This is a genomic window from Pinisolibacter sp. DMC100 (assembly GCF_056313705.1).
The window spans coordinates 876,526-895,810 of the sequence record NZ_JBQUZT010000002.1 but is presented as its reverse complement, the minus strand read 5'-3'; the positions used below and the strand labels follow the sequence as shown (position 1 = coordinate 895,810).

Genomic DNA, 19,285 nt, shown 5'->3' with positions numbered 1-19,285 from the left:
TCTCCCTCACTCGGCCGTGTCGTCGAGGAGGCCGTATTCCTCGATGTTGGCGTCGCACATCGCCTGCAGCCGCGCGATCCGCGGGTCCTCGCCCGCCTTGAAGAGATGGGCGAAGCGGCGCTGCAGCTTCAGGTATTCGGTGACCGGCTTGGGCTTGCGGATCTTCCGCACGCCGGTGACCCTGCCGTGCTCGGCCTCGAAGATCGGATAGAAGCCGGTCTCGACCGCCAGACGGGCGAGATGGATCGTCTCGTGCGACTGCGCCCCCCAGCCGAGCGGGCAGGGCACGTCGATCTGGATGTAGCGGGCGCCGCGGATCGACATCGCCTTCTCCACCTTGCGTTCGAGATCGTGCAGATCGGCGACCGAGGCGGTGGCGACGTAGGGGATGCGGTGGGCCATGGCGAGGCGCGGCACGAACTTGCCGGTGCCGAAGACGTTGCCCGGTTCCTCGCCGATCGCCGGCGTCGTCGCGGTGCGGGCGGCCGGCGGCGTGGCGGAGGAGCGCTGCACGCCGGTGTTCATGTAGCCCTCGTTGTCGTAGCAGACGTAGAGAACGTCGTCGTTGCGCTCGAACATGCCCGACAGGCACTGGAAGCCGATGTCGGTGGTGCCGCCGTCGCCGCCCTGCGCGATCACGCGGGTCGAACGCTTGCCCTTGACCCTGAGCGCCGCCGCGACCCCGGTCGCCACCGCCGCCGCATTGCCGAACAGCGAATGCATCCACGGCAACTGCCACGAGGTCTCGGGATAGGGCGTGGTGAAGACCTCGAGGCAGCCGGTGGCGTTGACCGCGATCAGCTGTCCGCAGGTCGCCCGCATCGCCGCGTCGAGCGCATAGCGCGCGCCGAGGGCTTCGCCGCAGCCCTGACAGGCGCGGTGACCGCAGGTGATGGCGTTGGAGCGTTCCTCCGAGGCCTGCACCGTGCGGGCGGAGGCATCCACCAGCCGATTGCCGACGGTGAAGGTGCCCTTCTGATAGTAGCGCAGCTTCTGCGCCGCCTCTTCGGCCGGACGCGGGGTGTCGACGACGTCGGTCATGGTCACGACCTCCCTTCGGCGTTCAGCTGGGCTTCCAGCGCGAGATGCTTCAGCACGGCTTCCGCCGTCGGGCCGGTGCGCCGCTTCTTGCCGACGCGGTGGATCTCGCGGCCGACGACGCGGACGTTGAGATCGACGAACTGCGTCCCCTCCCAGGGCTGGACGATCGCGTCGCGGAAGAGCTTGGCGAGCGAGCTCTTCAGGATCGGCCGTCCGCCGAGGCCGGCGACCGCCGAATGGAGCTGCGGTGGATGCGGCAGGTTCCGCAGCGCCTCGTCGACGTCGATGGCGAGCGGTCCGCCCATGCCGACCGAGATCGCCTTTTCGACGACGACGATGTCCTTGGCGCCGGCGAGCGCGTTCCGCAGCGCCGCCGACGGGAAGGGCCGGTAGGAGACGAGAGTGACGAGGCCGATCGGGTAGCCCTCGTCGCGCATCTCGTCGATCGTGTCCTTGATGGTGCCGCAGACCGACCCCATGGCGACGACGATCGTCTCGGCGTCCTCGGTGCGATAGGTGCGGATCAGCCCGCCGGACTCGCGCCCGAACTTGGCGCGGAACTGACCGGCGGTCTGGGTGATCAGCCGCAGCGCCTGCGTCTGCTTGTAGTGGGCGAGGAACTTCACCTCCATGAAGGCCTCGGGGCCGACCATGGCGCCGATCGAGATCGGATCGTCGACGTCGAGCACCTGCACCGGGTCGTAGGGCGGCAGGAAGGCGTCGACGTCGGCCTGGGTGGGCACGTCGACCCGTTCGACCGCATGGGTCAGGATGAAGCCGTCGACGTTGACCATCACCGGCATCGACAGTTCTTCGGCGATGCGGAAGGCCTGGATGTGCAGGTCGACCGCCTCCTGGTTGGTCTCGGCGAAGAGCTGGAGCCAGCCGGAATCGCGCACCGACATGGCGTCGGAATGGTCGTTCCAGATGTTGATCGGCGCACCGATCGCCCGGTTGCCGAGCGTCATCACGATCGGCAGGCCGAGACCGGAGGCGTTGTAGACCGCCTCCATCATGAACAGCAGGCCCTGCGACGCCGTCGCCGTGTAGGCGCGTGCGCCCGCCGCCGAGGCGCCGATGGCGACGGAGAGGGCGGCGAACTCGCTCTCGACGTTGATGAACTCGCAGTTGGCGAGCGTTCCGTCCTTCACCAGCTCGCCGACGCCCTCGACGATGTGGGTCTGCGGCGTGATCGGATAGGCGCAGATGACCTCCGGGCGGCAGAGCGCGATCGCCTCCGCCATCGCCTTGGAGCCTTCGATCTGTTTCAGCATCGTCGTCTCCTCAGAGCGCCGCCGCGTGGGCCTTCACGCCCGCGGCATCCTCGCTCGCCACCACATGGGCATGGGTCTCTTCCGCCGCCGCGACGTTCGCGACGCCGACCCGGCCGGGGAAGGCCTCTTCGATCGCCTTGCGGACGCTCTCGAAATGGACGAGTTCGGTCAGCGCGGCGAAGGCGCCGAGCAGCGCCGCGTTGGGCAGCGGCCGGCCGACGTGGCGTTTGGCGATCTCGCTCGCCGGTACGGTGATGGCGTGGCCCGGCGGCAGACGGCGGGCCTGATCGGCGATGCCGAGGGCTTCGAAGTCGAGGGCGGAATTGACGATCAGGAAGCCCGACGGCTTCAGACCGGCGAAGACGTCGACGACCCGAAACAGTGTCGGGTCCTGCACGATCAGGCAGTCGGGCGCCATGATCGGTTCGCGCAGGCGGATCTCCCTGTCGGCGATGCGGCAGAAGGCGACGACCGGCGCCCCCGTCCGTTCCGAGCCGAAGCTCGGGAAGGCCTGCGCGTGGCGCCCCTCCAGGAAGGCCGCGACCGACAGCATCTCCGCCGCCGTCACGGCGCCCTGTCCGCCGCGTCCGTGGACGCGTACCTCGAACATGTGCCTCTCCCCGGTCACGTCGCCGGAGCCGCCGGCCATCGACCGACGTCTCCCGCATCCCCATTGTCCCCTGCGTGTTGGATAGAATTTCTCAGAGGTCGCCAGCAATTCGTGTCGCTACGGATCGGCGATCGCGTCGTGCGTCATCGTTTTCGCATGTGCGAACACTTCAGAATTCGATGACGACGTCGCGTCGATGCGCGCTGTCGTGCGACGATGTCGCGACAACGCAAGCATATCGCAGGCGCGAAGCGAACGTATATCGATTTTGATCGGGAATATTGCCGGGTGAAAACTCGCGGAACGACGTGAAGCTGGACTGTCGTCCAGCCTCCGCGCAGGGCTGCGACGGGACGCCACGGCGATGCCCGCGGCGGTCGAGACGCTCGCCGTCGGGGCCAAGCCTGTGGCCCGACGACGAAGCTCTTGTCTGCGCTCTCAATGCCGCGAGAACAGGTCCTTGAGCTTGCACAGCGTCGTGGTGATGTCGAAGCGTGGATCGGGCAGGGCCTCGCCGGCGAGGATCCGTTCGATCGCCTTCGTCGGATCGCTCTCGCCGGTCAGCAGCACCTCGGTGCCGCGCTTCTTCAGATGCCGCACGAAGCCGTCGCCGGCACTGCCCGCGACCACCACGTCGACGCCGTCGAGCGGATGCGGTCCTTCGTCCCGGAAGTGATGGAAGACCTGATCCTTGCTCAGCTCGACGCGGGCGGGAGTGGGCAGCGGGCGACCTTCGCGATGGTCGGCGAGGTCGAAGACGAGCCAGTGGCGCGCCTGTCCGGCATGGGAGCCGACGGCTTCCCAGTCCCTGGTGGGTACGGCGATCTTCATGGGGGCTCCTCGGTCGGGATCGGACGAACGAGCCCGCCGGCGGGCGCGACGGACGCCCCATCAGACCTCGAGAGCCGCCGTGCCCGCAAGCCCCGCGGCGAGCGACGCGACGTCGCCCCGCACGTGAACGTCGACGGTGAAAGCGACTCGCGATCAGGCACTTGGGCGCATCGGCGGAATCGGATCGAGAGCGACTTGAATCGCAGTCTCAGCCGCTTGAATCGGTCTCTCAGCGGTTTGAATCGGTCTCTGAGCCGCTTGAATCGATGCGCGAGGCGGGGCGGGTGCGAGCGGAATCGTCACATGAGGCGACCGCGCGGAAGCCGCAGCCCACCGTGCCCGATCGCCCGACTCTCCACCGGAGCTTCAGCCCTGCCGGCGCCTCATGGCCTGGAACATCGGGCCGCCGAGACGCGCCGGCCAGCCGTAGCCGTTGAGGAAGACGAGATCGATGTCCGAGGCCCGCGCCGCGATGCCTTCGGCGAGGATCGCCTCGCCCTCCGCCGCCATGGTGGCGACCAGTCGGTCGACGATCTCGTCGGCCGTGAAGGGGCGACGGGCGATGCCCTTGCGCGCCGCCTCCGCCTCGATCAGCGCCGTCACCTCCGGGTCGACGGTCTTCTTCCCCTCGGGATAGGCGTACCACCCCCGCCCGGTCTTGCGGCCGAAGCGGCCGGCCTCACACAGGCGATCGGCGATGTCGACGTAGCGCTCGGCCGGATCGCGCGTCGCCGCCTTGCGCTTGCGCAGGCTCCAGGCGATGTCGAGGCCGGAGAGGTCGAAGACCGCGAAGGGGCCCATGGCGAGGCCGAAGCCCTCCATCGCCGCGTCGATCTCCTGCGGCAGCGCGCCGTCTTCCAGCATGTATTCGGCCTCGCGCCGGAACCGCGCCCAGATGCGGTTGCCGACGAAGCCCTCGCAGACGCCGGTGACGACGGCGAGCTTCTTCAGCCGCTTGGCGACGGCGAGCGCGGTCGCCAGCGTCTCGGCCGAGGTCGCGCGGCAGTCGACGACTTCCGCCAGCCGCATGACGTTGGCCGGCGAGAAGAAGTGGATGCCGACGAAGCGCTCGGGCCCGGCGACCACCTCGGCGAGATCGTTCGGATCGAGATAGCTGGTGTTGGTGGCGAGGATACAGTCGGGGCCGACCACGCCCGAGAGCCGGGCGAAGAGGTCGCGCTTGACCTCGCGATCGTCGAACACCGCCTCGACCACCAGATCGGCGTCGGCGAGCGCCGCGAGGTCGGTCGCGAAGGCCATCGACGCGAGCTTCGCCGCGCGCGCCTCTTCGCTCAGCCGGCCGGAGGCGACGGCGCGCCCCCAGACCTCGGCGATGCGCTCGCGCCCCTTGGCGAGGAAGTCGTCGGTGGTCTCGACCACCGTCACGGCGTAACCGGCATCGACGAAGGCGACGGCGATGCCGGCCCCCATGGTGCCGGCCCCGACGACGCCGACGCGGGTGACCGGGCGGGCAGCGACCCCGTCCGTCTTGGCGACGCGGGCGACCTCGCGCTCGGCGAAGAAGACATGGCGCAGCGCCGCCGCCTCGTCGGAGGCGACCAGCCGCAGGAAGACCGCGCGTTCCGCTGCCTGCCCCTCGGCGAAGGGGAGATCGGCGGCGGCAAGCGTCGTGCGCGCCGCCTCGCCGGGCGAGATCTGGCCGCGCGCCTTCTTCTCGATCGCCGCGATGGCGCCCTCCGCTTCCGCCCGGTCGAAGGGCGGCACGGCGAGATCGCGGACGCGGGCCGGCGGCTTGCCGACGAGCGTGCGGGCATGGGCGATCGCCGCCGCGAGGAGATCGCCCTCGGCGATCGCGTCGACGAGGCCGAGCGTGTGCGCCTCGCCGGCGCCGATCGGCTTGCCGGAGGCGTTCATCTCGATCGCCCGGAGCATGCCGACGAGCCGCGGCAGTCGCTGCGTGCCGCCGGCGCCGGGGATGATGCCGAGATTGACCTCCGGCTGGCCGAACTTCGCATCCGCCGCCGCCACGCGGGCATGGGCCGCCAGCGCCAACTCGCAGCCGCCGCCGAGCGCCGTGCCGTGGACCGCGGCGACGACCGGCTTGGGGCAGTCCTCGATGGCGTAACAGACCTCGAACAGCACCGGGGACGCCGGCGGCTTGCCGAATTCGCGGATGTCGGCCCCGGCGGTGAAGGTGCGGCCGTGGGCATGGAGGACGACCGCGTCGACGCCCTCGTCCGCGCCCGCCCGCGCCATCGCCGCGACCAGCCCGGCCCGAACCGCCTGCGAGGCGGCGTTGACGGGCGGATGATCGACGCCGACCAGGGCGACGCGATCGCGGATGTCGTAGGTGATGCAGGCGGTCTCTTCGCTCATGGTCTCTGCTCTCGTCGGTCTCATGGGGCGTGGGCCGATGGGAGGGTGGGGCGGTCTCGGGGTCCGTCGCGGGTGGCGAGTGCCGAACGGGCGGCGTCTGTCCGTCCCGCCTCCGGTGATGCCGGCACGCGCCGCGGTCTCGCCGCCGCCCCGTCCTCCCTGTCGGCTGCCTCGCCGTTCTCCCTGTGGCCCCTGCCGGACATCCGGTCGGCGCTCTGCGGCTTCTCTGCCGTTCTCGTCGAAAACGGTGCCGTCACCCCCGCGCCCGGTCAACGGATCGGGTGTCCGACATACGAACAAGTATCGCATACCGAACAAATCGGAGGCGGGTCGGGATCGGGGGCAGGTGCGAGGGCTAAGGCTAAGGGGGAGGGCGCAGGAGGAGCCGGGGCAAAGGGCAGGCGGGGGATGGCGGATGGGGCGAGCGAGCGTCGAAGCGCCGGGCGTCGCGGGCGCGTAAGACGTCGGCGCATGGGGGTATGGATTGTGGCGAGCGAGGGCTCGGCGAGAGGCGGGCGGATGCCGGTGGTCTCGGAAGGGGCCGTGGACCGCGGCGGGACGCAGGGCCACGGGCACGACGTCGACGCGCCCCCGCATCCGCGTTCCGTTCGCCGCGCTGCCGGAAACGCGATTTCACCCCGCCGATCGCCTCTTTTCCCGCTCCGCGCGCCCGAAATCCCCCGCCGCGACTGGAATCCGCCGCCCGAATGCGTCACAGAGGAGCGATCCAACGACGCGGACCATCATGTTCCTCACGCTTCTCGATCTGGTCGGAACCTTCGCCTTCGCGCTCTCGGGCGGCACGCGCGCCGTCGAGCGGCGGCTCGATCCGTTCGGCATCGTCTTTCTCGCCTTCGTCGCCTCGACCTCGGGCGGCATCGTCCGCGACCTGCTGATCGGCCGGGTCCCGCCGACCGCCATCGCCACCTGGCACTATGCCGCGGTCGCCTGCGTCGCCGGGCTCGCCTGCTCGCTCGCCTATCGCCAGATCGCCCGGCTCGCGGCACCCGTGGCGATCTTCGACGCCATCGGCCTCGGCTTCTACGCCGTGGTCGGCACGCGCATCGCGCTCGATGCCGGCCTCTCGGCGCCGATGGCGGCGCTGCTCGGCATGATGTCGGCGATCGGTGGCGGCATCGGCCGCGACGTGCTGACCGCCCAGACGCCGATGGTGCTGCAGAAGGAGATCTACGCCGTCGCCGCGCTCGCCGGCGCGCTGGTGCTGGCGCTCGGCGACGGCATCGGCCTGCCCGACGCGATCACCGCGCCGGTCGGCGCCGTCCTGGCGACCGGCGTCCGCTTCATGGCGATGAAATGGGACTGGAACCTGCGCCGCCCGCTCGACCACGTCGCCGCCCGCGACGACGACCCGGCGAGCGGCGACTGAGCGCCTCAGGCGACGCCGTCGATCAGCTCGGCGACGCCGCGGCCGAGCGGATCGGCCGGGTCCATGAAGCGCTCGAGCAGGGTGAAGTGATCGGCCCCCTCCGAGACGATCAGAGGCGCCGAACGTCCCGCCGCCTCCCACGCCGCGGCCATGTCGCGCGACTGGGCGACGAAGGCGGACGTCTCCATGCCCCCGACCGCGAAGAGCGCCGGGCAGGGCGCCTGTGCCGCCCGGTGAACGGGTGAAGCGGCCCGCGCTGAATCGGCGTCCAGCTTCAGGGCGCGGTTGAGCGACGTCCCGACCAGCCGCGACAGTTCGTAGACGCCCGAGAGCGCCAGCACGGCGGCGATCGGCGAGGCGGGAAGCCCCCATGTCGCCGGATCGGTCAGGGCGAGTTCCACCGCCAGATGCGCGCCGGCCGAATGGCCCGAGGCGACGATCGGCGGCACCCGACCGAGGCGTGCCTCGGCATCCGCCCGGACCACCGGCACGATCGTGCGGACGGCCTCCGTGATCTCGGCGATCGAGGCATCGGGCGCGAGCGGGTAGTTCGGCAGCACGGTGTCGCAGCCGAGATCAGCGAAGCGGTCGCCCATGAAGCGGAAGAGGGCCTTGTCCCGCATCTGCCACCAGCCGGGGTGGAGATGGACGACGACGGCGCGAGGGCCCCCCTTCGCCGGCACGAAATCGAAGACCTGACGCGGATGCGGCCCATAGGTGACGTCGCGGCGGACGCCGGCGCGCTCCGCCGTCGCCTCGCTCGCGCGGGCGAAGCCTTCGATCAGCGGCGGCCACGAGGGCTGCACCTGACCGCCGACGAAGTCGAATTCGGCGGTGGGGTCGATCGCGGCATCGGTCATGGACGGCCTCACAGTTCGAGGTGGCGGGCGGCGAGGCTGCGGTCGCGGGCGATCTCGCTCGACGGACCCTGCCAGACGATGCGACCCTTCTCCATCACCACGTGACGATCGGAAAGCGCGGCCGAGGCGTCGAGATGTTTGTCGACCACCAGAATGGCGAGCCCGTCGCGCTTGAGAACCGCGAGCGCCGCCCAGATCTCGTCGCGCAGCACCGGGGCGAGGCCTTCCGTCGCCTCGTCGAGGACGAGCAGCGCCGGATCGGTCATCAGCGCCCGGCCGATCGCCAGCATCTGCTGTTCGCCGCCCGAGAGCTGGTCGCCCATGTTGCGCCGCCGTTCGGCGAGGCGGGGGAAGAGTTTGTGGACCCGTTCGACGGTCCACGCCGCGCCGGCTTTACGCGAGGCGGTGGCGACGAGGTTCTCCTCGACGCTGAGCCGCGGGAAGATCTGCCGCCCCTCCGGCACCAGCCCGAGCCCCTCGCGCGCCCGGACATGCGGCGCCGCCCGCGTCATGTCGCGGCCTCGGATCGTCACGCGGCCGGCGGTCGGGGCCAGCAGGCCGAAGAGCGTTCGGATGGTGGTGGTCTTGCCCATGCCGTTGCGCCCCATCAGCGTCACGGTCTCGCCGGGGGCGACCGAGAGCGACAGGTCGAAGAGCACGCGCGCCTCGCCGTAGCCGGCCGAGATACCTTCGAGGGCGACGAGGGCGGTCATGCGGCGCTCTCTCCGAGATAGGCGCGGCGCACGGTCTCGTCGGCGCGGATCTCGTCCGCCGAACCGGTGATCGCCACAGTGCCGGCGATCAGCACGGTGATGCGGCTCGCGAGGCGGAAGACCGTCGCCATGTCGTGCTCGACCAGCAGCATCGGCACGGAGCCGGCGAGCGAGGCGAGGAGTTCGGTCAGCCGATCGGTCTCCTCGCGCCCGGTTCCGGCCATCGGCTCGTCGAGGAGCAAGAGTTTGGGTTCCTGCACCAGGCCCATGGCGAGTTCCAGCGCCCGCTTCTCGCCGTGGGAGAGCGCGCCGGCGCCGATGTTCGCCCGATCGGCGAGGCCGACGCGGTCGAGCGCCTCGCGGGCGCGGGTGCGGGTCTTCGTTTCCGACGTCGCCGGGCGGAAGAAGCGGAAGGGCGAGCCGTCCTTGGCGATGGCGGCGAGCTGGACGTTGTCGAGCGCGGTGAAGCCGGGGACGACATGGGCGGTCTGGAACACCCGGGCGAGTCCGGCCCGCGCCCGCGCCGCCGCGTCGAGCCGCGTCACGTCGTGCCCGGCGAAGATCACCCGGCCGCGGTCGGGGGCGATGGTTCCGGCGATCTCACCGACCAGCGTCGACTTGCCGGCGCCGTTCGGCCCGATCAGCGCATGGATCTCGCCCGCCTCGACCGTGAGCGAGACGTGGTCGGTCACCGGCAGCGCGCCGTAGGATTTGACGAGCCCGTCGAGGGCGAGGATCGGCTCAGCCATTGGCCGCCCTCCGAGGCCAGAAGGCGCGGAAGTCGATCACCCGGGCGAAGACCACGGCGAGGATGAGCAGGCCGAGCCCGGCCTTCCAGTATTCCGTCGTCGAGCCGAGGAACTCCTCGACCAGCACCACGGCGATCGCGCCGACGACCGCGCCGGAGAGCCGCCGCGCCCCGCCGAGCACCACCATGACGATGAGTTCGCCCGAGCGGTGCCAGTTCATCAGCTGCGGCGAGACGAAGCCGGTCTGCTCGGCCATCAGCCCGCCGGCTACGCCTGCGATACCGGCCGCCAGCACCCAGGCGGCGAGCCGCACGCGGAAGACCGGAAAGCCGAGCGCCGTCGTCCGCGCCTCGGCGTCGCGCGCCGCGCGCAGCACGAGGCCGAAGCGCGCGCGCACCACGGCGTGGAGGAAGAGCGAGGCGACGGCGAGCGCGCCGATCGCCACCCAGGCGACGTTCGCCTCCCAGCGGAAGAACTTGGCGCCGAACAGCGTCGCCTTGCCGGCGAGGCTCATGCCGTCGTCGCCGCCGAGCGCCGACTGCGCCGCGAAGACGAAATAGGCCATCTGCGCGAAGGCGAGGGTGATCATGATGAAGTAGACGCCGCGCGTCCTGAGCGCCAACGCCCCCGTCGGCCAGGCGAAGAGCGCCCCCGCCGCGAAGGAGAGCGGCAGCAGCGCCGTCACGTCGCGCACCCCCATTTCCCCCGCGATCAGCACCGCATAGGCGCCGAGCCCAAAGGGGGCGGCATGGCCGAAGCCGACCATGCCGCCCTGGCCGAGCGCGAAGGAGAGCGACAACGCCGCGAGCGCCAGGATCGCCGCGCGCGCCGCCAGCGTCACCCAGAAGCTCTCGCCGAGGAACTGGCCGGCCGCGGTGAAGGCGGCGAGCGCCAGGATCGCCGTCGCCGGATGGACGAGGACGCGCGCGAGGCGGTCCGAGAGGGCGGGGGACGTGGTCTCGGTCATGGCGTGCGCGTCCAGGCGCGTTCGCCGGTGAAGAGCCCGGTCGGCCGCACGATCAGCACGATCGCCATCAGCACGTAGATCGCCATCGAGGCGACGGCGGGCCCGGCCTGCGCCGCGGTCGAACGGTCGACGACGAGGCGCAGGATGTCGGTGGCGAAGGCCCGGCCCAGCGTGTCGACGAGGCCGACGATGATCGAGGCGACGAGCGCCCCGCGCACCGAGCCGATGCCGCCGATGACGATGACGACGAAGGCGAGGATCAGCACCGTGTCGCCCATGGCGGGTTCGACCGACAGGATCGGTCCGGCCATGGCGCCGGCGAAACCCGCCAGCATCGCCCCGAAGGCGAAGACGAAGAGGAACACCCGGTCGATGTCGACGCCGAGCGCCGAGACGATCGACGGGTGGGTCGATCCGGCGCGCAGCAGCATGCCGGTCCGCGTCCGCGTGATCAGGAACCACAGCAGGAAGGCGACGGCGAGCCCCGATCCGATGATCATCAGCCGCCACACCGGATAGGCGAGGCCGGCCATCAGCTGCACCGAGCCGTCGAGACCGGCCGGCAGGCGGAAGGGCAGGGGTGCGGCGCCGAAGATCGCCTTCACCGCATCGGTGACGACGAGGATGACGGCGAAGGTGGCGAGCACCTGTTCGAGATGGTCGCGCCGCGTCAGATGCCGGAAGAGCAGGAGCTCGAACAGGAAGCCGAGCACCAGCGATCCGCCGAGGCCGAGGACGAGGCCGAGGCCGAAATGGCCGGTCTTCGCCACCGCCACCGAGGTGAGGTAGGCGCCGAGCATGTACTGCACGCCGTGCGCCAGATTGACGAAGTCCATCACGCCGAAGACCAGCGTCAGCCCGGCGGCGACCAGGAACAGGATCAGCCCGAACTGCAGCCCGTTGAGGATCTGGACGGCGAGAAGCGTGAAGGACATCGGCGGCGATCTGGTGAGGGCGTCGTCTCCCTCCCCCCCTGGGGAGGGTCGGGGAGGGGCTGAGGTTGGGGTCACCCGTTCGGCTTCACCCTGAGGTGCTCGGCTCTGCCGGGCCTTGTGAGGCGCGAAGCCCCGACGGGCCGTGCCACTCGGCCCTCCGCCCTTCGAGGCTCGCTCGCGCTCGCACCTCAGGGTGAAGGGCCTCCGCATCGCGCTACCCCCTCCGACCCGGCTTCGCCGGGCCACCTCCCCCGCCGGGGGGGAGGAAGGGGGCGGCATCCGTCGCCTCACTTCAGCGCGCAGTCCGCGCCGTAGGTGTCGCCGGCCTTGTCGAAGACCTTGTCGACGATCTCGGTGGCGAACTTGCCGTCGGCGCGCTTCACCGCCTTCACGACGTAGAAGTTCTGCTTGGGGAAACCGTTGGGCTGGAAGGTGAAGGAGCCGCGGACCGACTTGAACGGGGCGGACGCCAGCGCCTTGCGGAAGGCGTCTTTGTCGGTGGTCTTGCCGCCGGTCGCCTTCAGCGCGCCGTCGATCAGCATGGCCGCGTCGTAGCCCTGCGCCGCGTAGAGCGAGGGAACGACGCCGTATTCCTTCTCGTAGGCGGCGACGAAGGCCTTGTTCTCGGCCGTGTCGAGGTTCGGCGCCCATTCGGCACCCGAGAGCAGGCCGACGGCGGCGTCCTGGGTGGCGGGCAGCGTCGTCTCGTCGACGGTGAAGGCGGAGAGGAACGGCACCTTGCCCGAGAGGCCGGCCTGATTCCACTGCTTGACCAGGTTCACGCCCATGCCGCCCGGCATGAAGGTGAAGACCGCGTCGGGCTGGGCCGCGGCGATCTTGGCGAGTTCGGCCGAGAAGTCGAGCTGACCGAGCTGGGTGAAGATCTCGTCGACCACCTCGCGCTTGTAGGCGCGCTTGAAGCCGGCCATCGAATCCTTGCCCGCCTGATAGTTCGGCGTCATCAGCACGACCTTCTTGTACCCCTTCGACTGGGCGTAGGCGCCCATCGTCTCGTGGTTCTGGTCGTTCTGGTAGGAGGCGGCGAAGAAGAAGGGCGAGCACGCCTTGCCGGCGAGCGGCGAGGGGCCGGCGTTGCCGGAGACGAGGAAGGTCTCGGCCTCGAACACCGGCTTGGCGACCGCCATCATCACGTTGGAGAAGACCACGCCGGCGACGACGTCGACCTTGTCACGATCGAGCAGCGCCTTGACCTTGGTGACGGCGACGTCGGGCTTCAGCTCGTCGTCGACGACGATGACCTCGGTCGGCTGACCGCCGAGCTTGCCGCCCAGTTCCTTGACCGCCAGCTGGAAGCCGTCGCGCATGTGGACGCCGAGCGCCGCCGACGGGCCGGAGAGCGTCGCCAGGAAGCCGATCTTGATCGGGTCCGCGGCGGCGGGCGCCACCGAGGCGAGAAGGAGGGCGGCGGAGGCGGCGAGGGCGGCGTTGCGAACCATCTCTTGTGTCCTTGGGCGAAGTGACGCGGTGGGCGGGGCCAGAAATCCCGATCGCGCCGACGGCGGGCGGCCTTCGGCGAACGATGCCCCCTTTATAGAGGGATCGCCGCCGCCTTGTCGCCTGCGGCTTCCGTCGCGGTCGCGGGCGGCGTGCCGAAATCGCGGGCAGGAGGGGGCCGCGTCGCGTCGAGCCTTCCGCCGTGCCGCGCCGGCGATGCCCGCGGCCTCCCACCCCTCGGGCGGTCGTCGCCGTGCGCGGGATCGGGAGGTCGGAAGATTGTGTCGATGGGCCTTCGACCGCCTTGAAATGCACCGCCCGGTCGGGCATAGAGATCGCGCCGGAGACGTGGCCGAGAGGCTGAAGGCACTCGTTTGCTAAATGAGCGTACCCCCAAAAGGGTACCGAGGGTTCGAATCCCTCCGTCTCCGCCATACGCCCTCGATATCGCGGGACATTGCCGCTTTTCGCCCGCCGCGCCGAATTGTCCCTATGTTTCCGTGACTTGCACGGGCGCGTCGGCGGGACGTGCACCGCGAGACCATCGAGGTACGGGAATCGCGGCTCTCGGACGCCGGAAGTCTCGACTGACCGATTTCGCGGTACACTTTCCCTCCGCCGCGCTCCCCGAGCCGCCGGAACGACGAACCCCGCCTCAGGAGGCGGGGCACGGGATGTCATGAGGTTGGTTTGCCGTGTTCGGTGGCGTCACCGGAATCCGAGCGCCCGCGCCGTGATGGATCATCTGGTTGAGATCACCCGGGAGCTGCGCCGGCCGCCGGTGCCGGCCGAGCTGCCCGACGCTCCGGCTCGAGCCGGGCGTGCTCGACGCGAAGTCCGGACTGGTCGGGTTGGACCCGATGTCGGGTGTTGTCCGCCAAAGGCAGCCTCGAAGCCGGATCGCAGGAGCCTCTGCTCACCCTGAAGCTCCGTCCGGAAGGGCGACCCCGCGCTCGCGTGCCGAAAGCAGGCCCGATCCCTTCGAGGCCGTCCGCCCCCCGTCAGGCAAGCGCTCGCGCAATCACGCCGTCATGTTTCTTCAGGAACGCCCGCAGGCGTTCGTCATAGTCCGGCACGACCGCCTGTCTGACCGAGGGGCGCTCGGCAAGCGCCTTCCGCCAAGCCTGCACCTTCGGCAGGCGATCGAACACGCCGAGATCGGCGAGCTGGTCGAACACGTCGAAGTAGCGGAAGGCCGGCGCGAAGACGGCGTCGACGACCGAGAAGTGCCCACCGGCGAAGAACGGGCCTGTGCCCAACTCAGCCTCGATCCGCACGAACTTCTCCTTCAGGAGCGCGACCTTCTGGTCGAAGGCCGGGCGGTCCTTCGTGGTCTCGATCACCCAGATGTCCGCGAGGATCGAGGAGCCGAACTCCATCCAGGCGCGATGCCGAGCCTTGACGAGCGGATCGGCGGGGTGGAGCGCGGGGCCGTGGGTCTCCTCCAGATACTCGACGATGACGGCGCTTTCGAACAGCACTTCCTCGCCGACCTGGAGAAGCGGCACCTTGCCGAGCGGCGAGATCGCCTTGAACCAGTCGGGCTTGGCCGCCAGGTCGACGTCGATGCGCTCGAAGGGAACACCCTTCTCGCGGAGCACGATCGCCGCACGCTGCACATAGGGGCAGAGGTCAAAGGAGACGAGGGTCAGGGCTTGGGTCATCAGGCTTCTCCCCAGACATGGAACACGCTGTCGCCCTCGACGCGCGTCGAAAGCGTCATCAGGCGCGCGTCCTTCGACGCGGGACCGTCGATCCGCCGGCCACTCGTCCTGTCGAAGCGGGCCTGGTGCCAGGGACGGACGAAGGCGCCGTCCTTGCATTCCAGCGGACAGCCGAAGTGCAGGCAGACATTGGCGACGGCGCGCGGCCTGCCCTCGGCGAAAAAGACATGCAGTTCCCGGCCGAAGAAGGGGACGATCACCGAACCCTCCTTCGGAATGTCTTCGAGCTCGATCGGTTCGTGTTTCATGGCGTCCTCCTTCAGGCGGCCCGGGTCGAGAGGAACGGGAGCGGCCTGGAGCGCTGGAGCGCGAAGGCGCCTTCACCGAGCAGGACCTGGACGAGGGCGAGCAGCGCCAGATAGAGCGGATATTCCCAGCCGCCGTTCGGGTAGCCGAACATCCAGCCGTTGCCCGCATGTGCCCAGGTGGCGCCGAGCAGGATGGGCAGGAGGATCAGCGCGACCCAGCGGACCTGCACGCCGAGCACCAGAAGGACGCCGCCGATCGCCTCCAGCGCGAAGACGACATAGGCGGACCAGCCGGGCAGGCCGATCGAGGCGAAGAACTGCGCGGTGCCCGGCAGCGTGAACACGAAGAGCTTCAGGATGAGACTGTGGGCGAGGAACATCGCGCCGAGCGCGATGCGAAGGAGGAAGGCGGCGAGGTTTGTGGTGGTTGGGATCATCGGGGTTCTCTCCAGGCAAGTTAAATGCATGTGCATTGATATGAATGCATCTGCATCCATATGTCAAGCTTGATGCAACTGCATGGAGTGATATGCTCTGGCCATGACCACGAACCCCTCTGACCACCACATCCTCGCCTGGGCCCGTCTGGTGAAGGCGTCGCAGCGTGTGTTCGGCGCGATCGAAGCCGACCTCAAGGCGGCGGGCTTCCCGCCGCTCGGTTGGTACGACGTCCTGCTCGAGCTCAGGCGCTCGGACGGCGGACGGCTCAGGCCGCTCGAGATCGAGGGCCGCCTGCTGATCGCCCAGCACAACGTCTCGCGGCTGATCGACCGGCTCGAGAAAGGCGGCTATGTCGCGCGCGAGCCTTGCGAGGAGGACGGCCGCGGCCAGGTCGTCGCGATCACCGAAGACGGGCGCGACCTGCTGAACAGGATGTGGCCCGTCTATCGGGCGGCCATTCAGAAGCACGTCGCGGCAAAGCTCGACGACGCCGAAGCGGCCAGCCTCGCGGATCTGCTCGCGCGCCTGGTTGCGTGAGCGGACGGGCATTCTCTTCGCCGTCGGCGAGCCTCAGAGCCTTTCCGTGTTTCATGGAAACTCGGAAAGGCTCTGTCTCTTTGTCTTGACGCGTTTCCGGACGGCGAACCGGCTTCCGCTTCGCCTGGAAACGCTCTAGGGCCGGTGCGCCTTGGGGTCGGTGCCGGTGACGCCGAAGCGGGATCGCCGCTTCGGCGTGACCAGTTCGGCGGGGCCGGCGAAGCCGTCGATGATCGGGCAATCCGGCCGGTCGTCGCCGTGGCAATGCTCCGCCAGATGCCTGAGCGTGTCGCTCATCGCCTGGAGCGCCCGCGCCTTCTCCTCCAGCACCGCGATCTGTTCGAGCGCGATTGCCTTGACATGGGAGCTGGCGCGGCCGCGGTCCCGCCACAGCGCCAGCAGGGTCTCCATCTGCTCCACCGAGAAGCCGAGATCCCGCGCCCGGCTGATGAAGCGAAGCGTGTGGACGTCGTTGTCCGAGTAGACGCGGTAGCCGGACCCGGTGCGCAGCGGCGGTGCGATGAGCCCGATGGCTTCGTAATAGCGGATCATCTTGACCGAGACGCCGCTGGCCTTCGAGGCTTCTCCGATGTTCATGACGCGCTCCGTGCGGGGACGAGGGGAACGGGGGGCGGGGCCGGCGTATCGCCACCCCCGGTGCCGGAGCCGAGCGGCGGCGCGAAACCGCGCAGCCGCAGGGCATTGGTGAGAACGAAGACGCTGGAGAGCGCCATCGCGCCCGCCGCGATCACCGGCGACAGCAGCATTCCGTTCGCGGGATAGAGCAGCCCCGCGGCGACCGGGATCAGCGTGACATTGTAGGCGAAGGCCCAGAACAGGTTCTGGCGGATGTTGCGGATCGTCGCCCGGGAGAGCGCGATGGCGGTGACGACGCCCCGGAGGTCGCCCGACATCAGCACGACGTCGGCACTCTCGATGGCGATCTCGGTGCCGGTGCCGACGGCGATGCCGACATCGGCCTCGGCGAGCGCCGGCGCATCGTTGATGCCGTCGCCGACGAAGGCCACCTGACGGCCACCTGCCCGGAGCGACCGGAGGGCCGCGACCTTGCCGTCGGGCAGTACCTCGGCGACGACCTCGTCGATGCCCAGTTCCTCGGCGACGGCACGCGCGGTGCGGCCGTTGTCGCCGGTGATCATCGCGACGCGGAGGCCCAGCGCGTGCAGCGCGGCGATGGCTTCGGCCGAGGTCTCCTTGATCGGGTCCGAGACGGCGATGATCGCGGCGAGCCGTCCGTCGAAGGCGGCGTAGAGGGGCGACTTGCCCTCGTCGCCGAGGCGCCCGGCGATCTCGGCGAAATCCGAGACGTCGATGCCGGCGCGGGCCATGGCGCGGTCGGCGCCGACGCTGACCGAGATGCCGTCGACCTCGCCGGAGACGCCGAAGCCCGGATCGGCGAGGAAGGACGTCACCGGCCGCAGCCGTTCCGCCGGAACGGCGGCGACGATCGCCTCGGCGATCGGGTGCTCGGACTTGGTCTCGAGGCTGGCGACCAGCGCCAGCACGTCGTCGCGTTCGAAGCCGTCGCGCACCTGGACGTCGGTCAGCGCCGGCCGGCCCTCCGTCAGGGTCCCGGTCTTGTCGAGCGCGGCGACCTGGGCCGAGCGGAGCGACTGCAGCGCGTCGCCCTTGCGGAACAGCACGCCCAGCTCCGCCGCCCGGCCGGTACCGACCATGATCGAGGTCGGGGTGGCCAGCCCCATGGCGCAGGGGCAGGCGATGATCAGCACGGCCACGGCGTTGACGAGCGCGAAGGTCAGCGCCGGCGACGGCCCGAAGGCGTACCAGGCGGCGAAGGTGAGCGCCGCGGCGGCGACCACCGCCGGCACGAACCACGCCGTCACCTTGTCGACGGCGGCCTGGATCGGCAGCTTGCTGCCCTGCGCGGCCTCGACCATGCGGATGATCTGCGCCAGCACGGTATCGGCGCCGACCTTGGCGGCGGTGAAGGTCACGGCGCCGGTGCGGTTGATGGTGCCGCCCACGACCTCGTCGCCGGCGCGCTTGCGGACCGGCAGGGGCTCGCCGGAGATCATGGATTCGTCGACATGCGTCTCGCCCGACGACACCACGCCGTCGACCGGGATGCGGTCGCCCGGACGGATCTCGATCACGTCGCCGACGACGACCTCGTCAATCGCGACGTCGACGGCCACACCGTCACGCACCACCCGCGCGGTCTTCGGCTGCAGCCCGATCAGGCGCTTGATCGCCTGACTGGTCCGCCCCTTGGCGCGGGCCTCGAGATAGCGGCCGGTGAGGATCAGCGCGACGATCACCGCGGCGGCCTCGTAGTAGACGTAAGCCGTCCCCGGCGGCAGGAGCGCGGGCGCGAAGGTGGCGACGACCGAGTAGCCCCAGGCGGCGCTGGTGCCGAGCACCACGAGCGAGTTCATGTCGGGGGCGAGGCGCAGCAGGTTCGGGATGCCCTTCCGGAAGAAGCGCAGGCCCGGGCCGAACAGCACGATCGTGGCGAGCGCGAACTGGAGGAGGAGATTGGTCCGCATCCCCAGCGTGGCCATGATCCAGTCGTGGATCGCCGGCACGTAGTGCGAGCCCATTTCCATCACGAAGAGCGGCAGGGTCAGGACGGCGGCGAGCGCGAGCGCGTTGCGCAGGTGGCGGGTCTCGGCCTCCCGCCGGTCCTCGCCGCTCTCATGCGCCTCCGGCGTGACCGAGCGGACCACGTCATACCCGGCCGCCCCAATGGCCGCCTCGAGCGCCGCGCGGGGAACGGCCCCCTTGGCGACGACGACGGTCGCGGTCTCGGTCGCCAGGTTGACCGAGGCCGAGACCACGCCGGGGAGGGCGGTGAGCGCCTTCTCGATGCGCGCCACGCAGGAGGCGCAGGTCATGCCCGCGATCCGCAGCGTGAGGGTGTCCTCACCGACGCCGTAGCCCGCCCGCCCGATGGCGGCGACGACAGCGGCCGGGTCGGGTGTGCCGGCGAAGGCGACCGTGGCGCGTTCCGTCGCGAGGTTGACGCTGGCCGAGGCGACGCCGGGCACGGCGCGGAGTGCCTTCTCGACGCGACCGACGCAGGAGGCGCAGGTCATGCCCTCCACCTGAATCGCGAGTGGCGGAAAGTCGGTGCCGGACGCATCCGGGCGGGTGAAGTCGGTGGTCTGGGTCATGTCGGCAGTCTTTCTGGTGAA

General features: G+C 70.1%; 18 protein-coding genes and 1 tRNA gene. 3 read left to right on the top strand and 16 right to left on the bottom strand.

The annotated features are described in order from the left end of the window. Positions 1 to 6: 6 nt before the first annotated feature. The 5 genes from ACT541_RS12985 to ACT541_RS12965 all read right to left on the bottom strand — a co-directional run bounded on the left by ACT541_RS12985 (position 7) and on the right by ACT541_RS12965 (position 6,093). The gene (locus ACT541_RS12985; protein ID WP_476137492.1) at positions 7 to 1,041 is read right to left on the bottom strand and encodes a thiamine pyrophosphate-dependent enzyme; all 1,035 of its coding nucleotides are present in this window, start codon (positions 1,039 to 1,041) and stop codon (positions 7 to 9) included. Positions 1,042 to 1,043: 2 nt separating this feature from the next. Continuing rightward, a complete protein-coding gene (porA, locus tag ACT541_RS12980; RefSeq protein ID WP_476137491.1) occupies positions 1,044 to 2,315 on the bottom strand; it encodes a pyruvate ferredoxin oxidoreductase in 1,272 nt (423 codons plus the stop codon). A 10-nt stretch (positions 2,316 to 2,325) separates the two neighbouring features. Next, positions 2,326 to 2,925 (bottom strand): 2-oxoacid:acceptor oxidoreductase family protein, encoded by a 600-nt coding sequence (locus ACT541_RS12975; protein ID WP_476137490.1) that lies wholly within the window; start codon positions 2,923 to 2,925, stop codon positions 2,326 to 2,328. A gap of 438 nt (positions 2,926 to 3,363) precedes the next feature. Beyond that, positions 3,364 to 3,756 carry a NifB/NifX family molybdenum-iron cluster-binding protein gene (locus ACT541_RS12970; protein WP_476137489.1) on the bottom strand — a complete coding sequence of 131 codons (393 nt, stop codon included), beginning with the start codon at positions 3,754 to 3,756 and terminating at the stop codon, positions 3,364 to 3,366. 366 nt (positions 3,757 to 4,122) lie between these two features. After that, positions 4,123 to 6,093, bottom strand: a complete 1,971-nt coding sequence (locus ACT541_RS12965; protein ID WP_476137488.1) for a 3-hydroxyacyl-CoA dehydrogenase NAD-binding domain-containing protein — start codon at positions 6,091 to 6,093, stop codon at positions 4,123 to 4,125. A gap of 745 nt (positions 6,094 to 6,838) precedes the next feature. On the opposite strand from ACT541_RS12965, the gene ACT541_RS12960 reads away from it, so the two are divergent. Continuing rightward, on the top strand, positions 6,839 to 7,480 hold the full coding sequence (locus ACT541_RS12960) for a trimeric intracellular cation channel family protein (RefSeq protein WP_476137487.1): 642 nt from the start codon (positions 6,839 to 6,841) through the stop codon (positions 7,478 to 7,480). Between the two features lie 5 nt (positions 7,481 to 7,485). Here the strand turns inward: ACT541_RS12960 and ACT541_RS12955 are convergent, their stop codons facing one another. The 6 genes from ACT541_RS12955 to ACT541_RS12930 form a co-directional block, all read right to left on the bottom strand. Continuing rightward, entirely contained in the window at positions 7,486 to 8,340 is an 855-nt protein-coding gene (locus ACT541_RS12955) for an alpha/beta hydrolase (RefSeq protein WP_476137486.1), read from the bottom strand. Positions 8,341 to 8,348: 8 nt separating this feature from the next. Further along, entirely contained in the window at positions 8,349 to 9,053 is a 705-nt protein-coding gene (locus tag ACT541_RS12950; RefSeq protein WP_476137485.1) for an ABC transporter ATP-binding protein, read from the bottom strand. Continuing rightward, on the bottom strand, positions 9,050 to 9,802 hold the full coding sequence (locus tag ACT541_RS12945) for an ABC transporter ATP-binding protein (RefSeq protein WP_476137484.1): 753 nt from the start codon (positions 9,800 to 9,802) through the stop codon (positions 9,050 to 9,052). Before ACT541_RS12945 ends, ACT541_RS12950 begins: the two co-directional genes overlap by 4 nt. After that, on the bottom strand, positions 9,795 to 10,769 hold the full coding sequence (locus ACT541_RS12940) for a branched-chain amino acid ABC transporter permease (protein ID WP_476137483.1): 975 nt from the start codon (positions 10,767 to 10,769) through the stop codon (positions 9,795 to 9,797). The genes ACT541_RS12945 and ACT541_RS12940 overlap by 8 nt, the downstream gene beginning before the upstream one ends. Further along, a complete protein-coding gene (locus ACT541_RS12935) occupies positions 10,766 to 11,704 on the bottom strand; it encodes a branched-chain amino acid ABC transporter permease (protein WP_476137482.1) in 939 nt (312 codons plus the stop codon). Before ACT541_RS12935 ends, ACT541_RS12940 begins: the two co-directional genes overlap by 4 nt. A 287-nt stretch (positions 11,705 to 11,991) precedes the next feature. Continuing rightward, complete coding sequence (locus ACT541_RS12930) at positions 11,992 to 13,161, bottom strand: ABC transporter substrate-binding protein (RefSeq protein ID WP_476137481.1); 1,170 nt, start codon at positions 13,159 to 13,161, stop codon at positions 11,992 to 11,994. Positions 13,162 to 13,501: 340 nt separating this feature from the next. Here ACT541_RS12930 and ACT541_RS12925 point away from each other — a divergent pair. Continuing rightward, positions 13,502 to 13,593 (top strand) — tRNA-Ser (locus ACT541_RS12925). 567 nt (positions 13,594 to 14,160) lie between these two features. Here the strand turns inward: ACT541_RS12925 and ACT541_RS12920 are convergent. From ACT541_RS12920 to ACT541_RS12910, 3 genes are read right to left on the bottom strand one after another with little or no spacing between them, the layout of a single operon-like run. Then, a complete protein-coding gene (locus tag ACT541_RS12920; protein ID WP_476137479.1) occupies positions 14,161 to 14,823 on the bottom strand; it encodes a glutathione S-transferase family protein in 663 nt (220 codons plus the stop codon). Then, entirely contained in the window at positions 14,823 to 15,131 is a 309-nt protein-coding gene (locus ACT541_RS12915) for a Rieske (2Fe-2S) protein (RefSeq protein WP_476137477.1), read from the bottom strand. The genes ACT541_RS12920 and ACT541_RS12915 overlap by 1 nt, the downstream gene beginning before the upstream one ends. Positions 15,132 to 15,142: 11 nt before the next feature. Next, complete coding sequence (locus tag ACT541_RS12910) at positions 15,143 to 15,568, bottom strand: DoxX family protein (RefSeq protein WP_476137475.1); 426 nt, start codon at positions 15,566 to 15,568, stop codon at positions 15,143 to 15,145. 103 nt (positions 15,569 to 15,671) lie between these two features. On the opposite strand from ACT541_RS12910, the gene ACT541_RS12905 reads away from it, so the two are divergent. Next, positions 15,672 to 16,109 carry a MarR family winged helix-turn-helix transcriptional regulator gene (locus ACT541_RS12905; protein WP_476137473.1) on the top strand — a complete coding sequence of 146 codons (438 nt, stop codon included), beginning with the start codon at positions 15,672 to 15,674 and terminating at the stop codon, positions 16,107 to 16,109. A gap of 135 nt (positions 16,110 to 16,244) precedes the next feature. On the opposite strand, the gene cueR is transcribed toward ACT541_RS12905, so the two are convergent. Then, positions 16,245 to 16,706 carry a Cu(I)-responsive transcriptional regulator gene (cueR, locus tag ACT541_RS12900; RefSeq protein ID WP_476137471.1) on the bottom strand — a complete coding sequence of 154 codons (462 nt, stop codon included), beginning with the start codon at positions 16,704 to 16,706 and terminating at the stop codon, positions 16,245 to 16,247. Next, complete coding sequence (locus tag ACT541_RS12895; RefSeq protein ID WP_476137469.1) at positions 16,703 to 19,264, bottom strand: heavy metal translocating P-type ATPase; 2,562 nt, start codon at positions 19,262 to 19,264, stop codon at positions 16,703 to 16,705. The genes cueR and ACT541_RS12895 overlap by 4 nt, the downstream gene beginning before the upstream one ends. Between the last annotated feature and the right edge of the window lie 21 nt (positions 19,265 to 19,285).

Excerpts from the sequence above, each read along its gene's own strand:
- ACT541_RS12985 (WP_476137492.1), bottom strand. The coding sequence starts at position 1,041 with ATGACCGACGTCGTCGACACCCCGCGTCCGGCCGAAGAGGCGGCGCAG.
- porA (WP_476137491.1), bottom strand. The coding sequence starts at position 2,315 with ATGCTGAAACAGATCGAAGGCTCCAAGGCGATGGCGGAGGCGATCGCG.
- ACT541_RS12975 (WP_476137490.1), bottom strand. The coding sequence starts at position 2,925 with ATGTTCGAGGTACGCGTCCACGGACGCGGCGGACAGGGCGCCGTGACG.
- ACT541_RS12970 (WP_476137489.1), bottom strand. The coding sequence starts at position 3,756 with ATGAAGATCGCCGTACCCACCAGGGACTGGGAAGCCGTCGGCTCCCAT.
- ACT541_RS12965 (WP_476137488.1), bottom strand. The coding sequence starts at position 6,093 with ATGAGCGAAGAGACCGCCTGCATCACCTACGACATCCGCGATCGCGTC.
- ACT541_RS12960 (WP_476137487.1), top strand. The coding sequence starts at position 6,839 with ATGTTCCTCACGCTTCTCGATCTGGTCGGAACCTTCGCCTTCGCGCTC.
- ACT541_RS12955 (WP_476137486.1), bottom strand. The coding sequence starts at position 8,340 with ATGACCGATGCCGCGATCGACCCCACCGCCGAATTCGACTTCGTCGGC.
- ACT541_RS12950 (WP_476137485.1), bottom strand. The coding sequence starts at position 9,053 with ATGACCGCCCTCGTCGCCCTCGAAGGTATCTCGGCCGGCTACGGCGAG.
- ACT541_RS12945 (WP_476137484.1), bottom strand. The coding sequence starts at position 9,802 with ATGGCTGAGCCGATCCTCGCCCTCGACGGGCTCGTCAAATCCTACGGC.
- ACT541_RS12940 (WP_476137483.1), bottom strand. The coding sequence starts at position 10,769 with ATGACCGAGACCACGTCCCCCGCCCTCTCGGACCGCCTCGCGCGCGTC.
- ACT541_RS12935 (WP_476137482.1), bottom strand. The coding sequence starts at position 11,704 with ATGTCCTTCACGCTTCTCGCCGTCCAGATCCTCAACGGGCTGCAGTTC.
- ACT541_RS12930 (WP_476137481.1), bottom strand. The coding sequence starts at position 13,161 with ATGGTTCGCAACGCCGCCCTCGCCGCCTCCGCCGCCCTCCTTCTCGCC.
- ACT541_RS12920 (WP_476137479.1), bottom strand. The coding sequence starts at position 14,823 with ATGACCCAAGCCCTGACCCTCGTCTCCTTTGACCTCTGCCCCTATGTG.
- ACT541_RS12915 (WP_476137477.1), bottom strand. The coding sequence starts at position 15,131 with ATGAAACACGAACCGATCGAGCTCGAAGACATTCCGAAGGAGGGTTCG.
- ACT541_RS12910 (WP_476137475.1), bottom strand. The coding sequence starts at position 15,568 with ATGATCCCAACCACCACAAACCTCGCCGCCTTCCTCCTTCGCATCGCG.
- ACT541_RS12905 (WP_476137473.1), top strand. The coding sequence starts at position 15,672 with ATGACCACGAACCCCTCTGACCACCACATCCTCGCCTGGGCCCGTCTG.
- cueR (WP_476137471.1), bottom strand. The coding sequence starts at position 16,706 with ATGAACATCGGAGAAGCCTCGAAGGCCAGCGGCGTCTCGGTCAAGATG.
- ACT541_RS12895 (WP_476137469.1), bottom strand. The coding sequence starts at position 19,264 with ATGACCCAGACCACCGACTTCACCCGCCCGGATGCGTCCGGCACCGAC.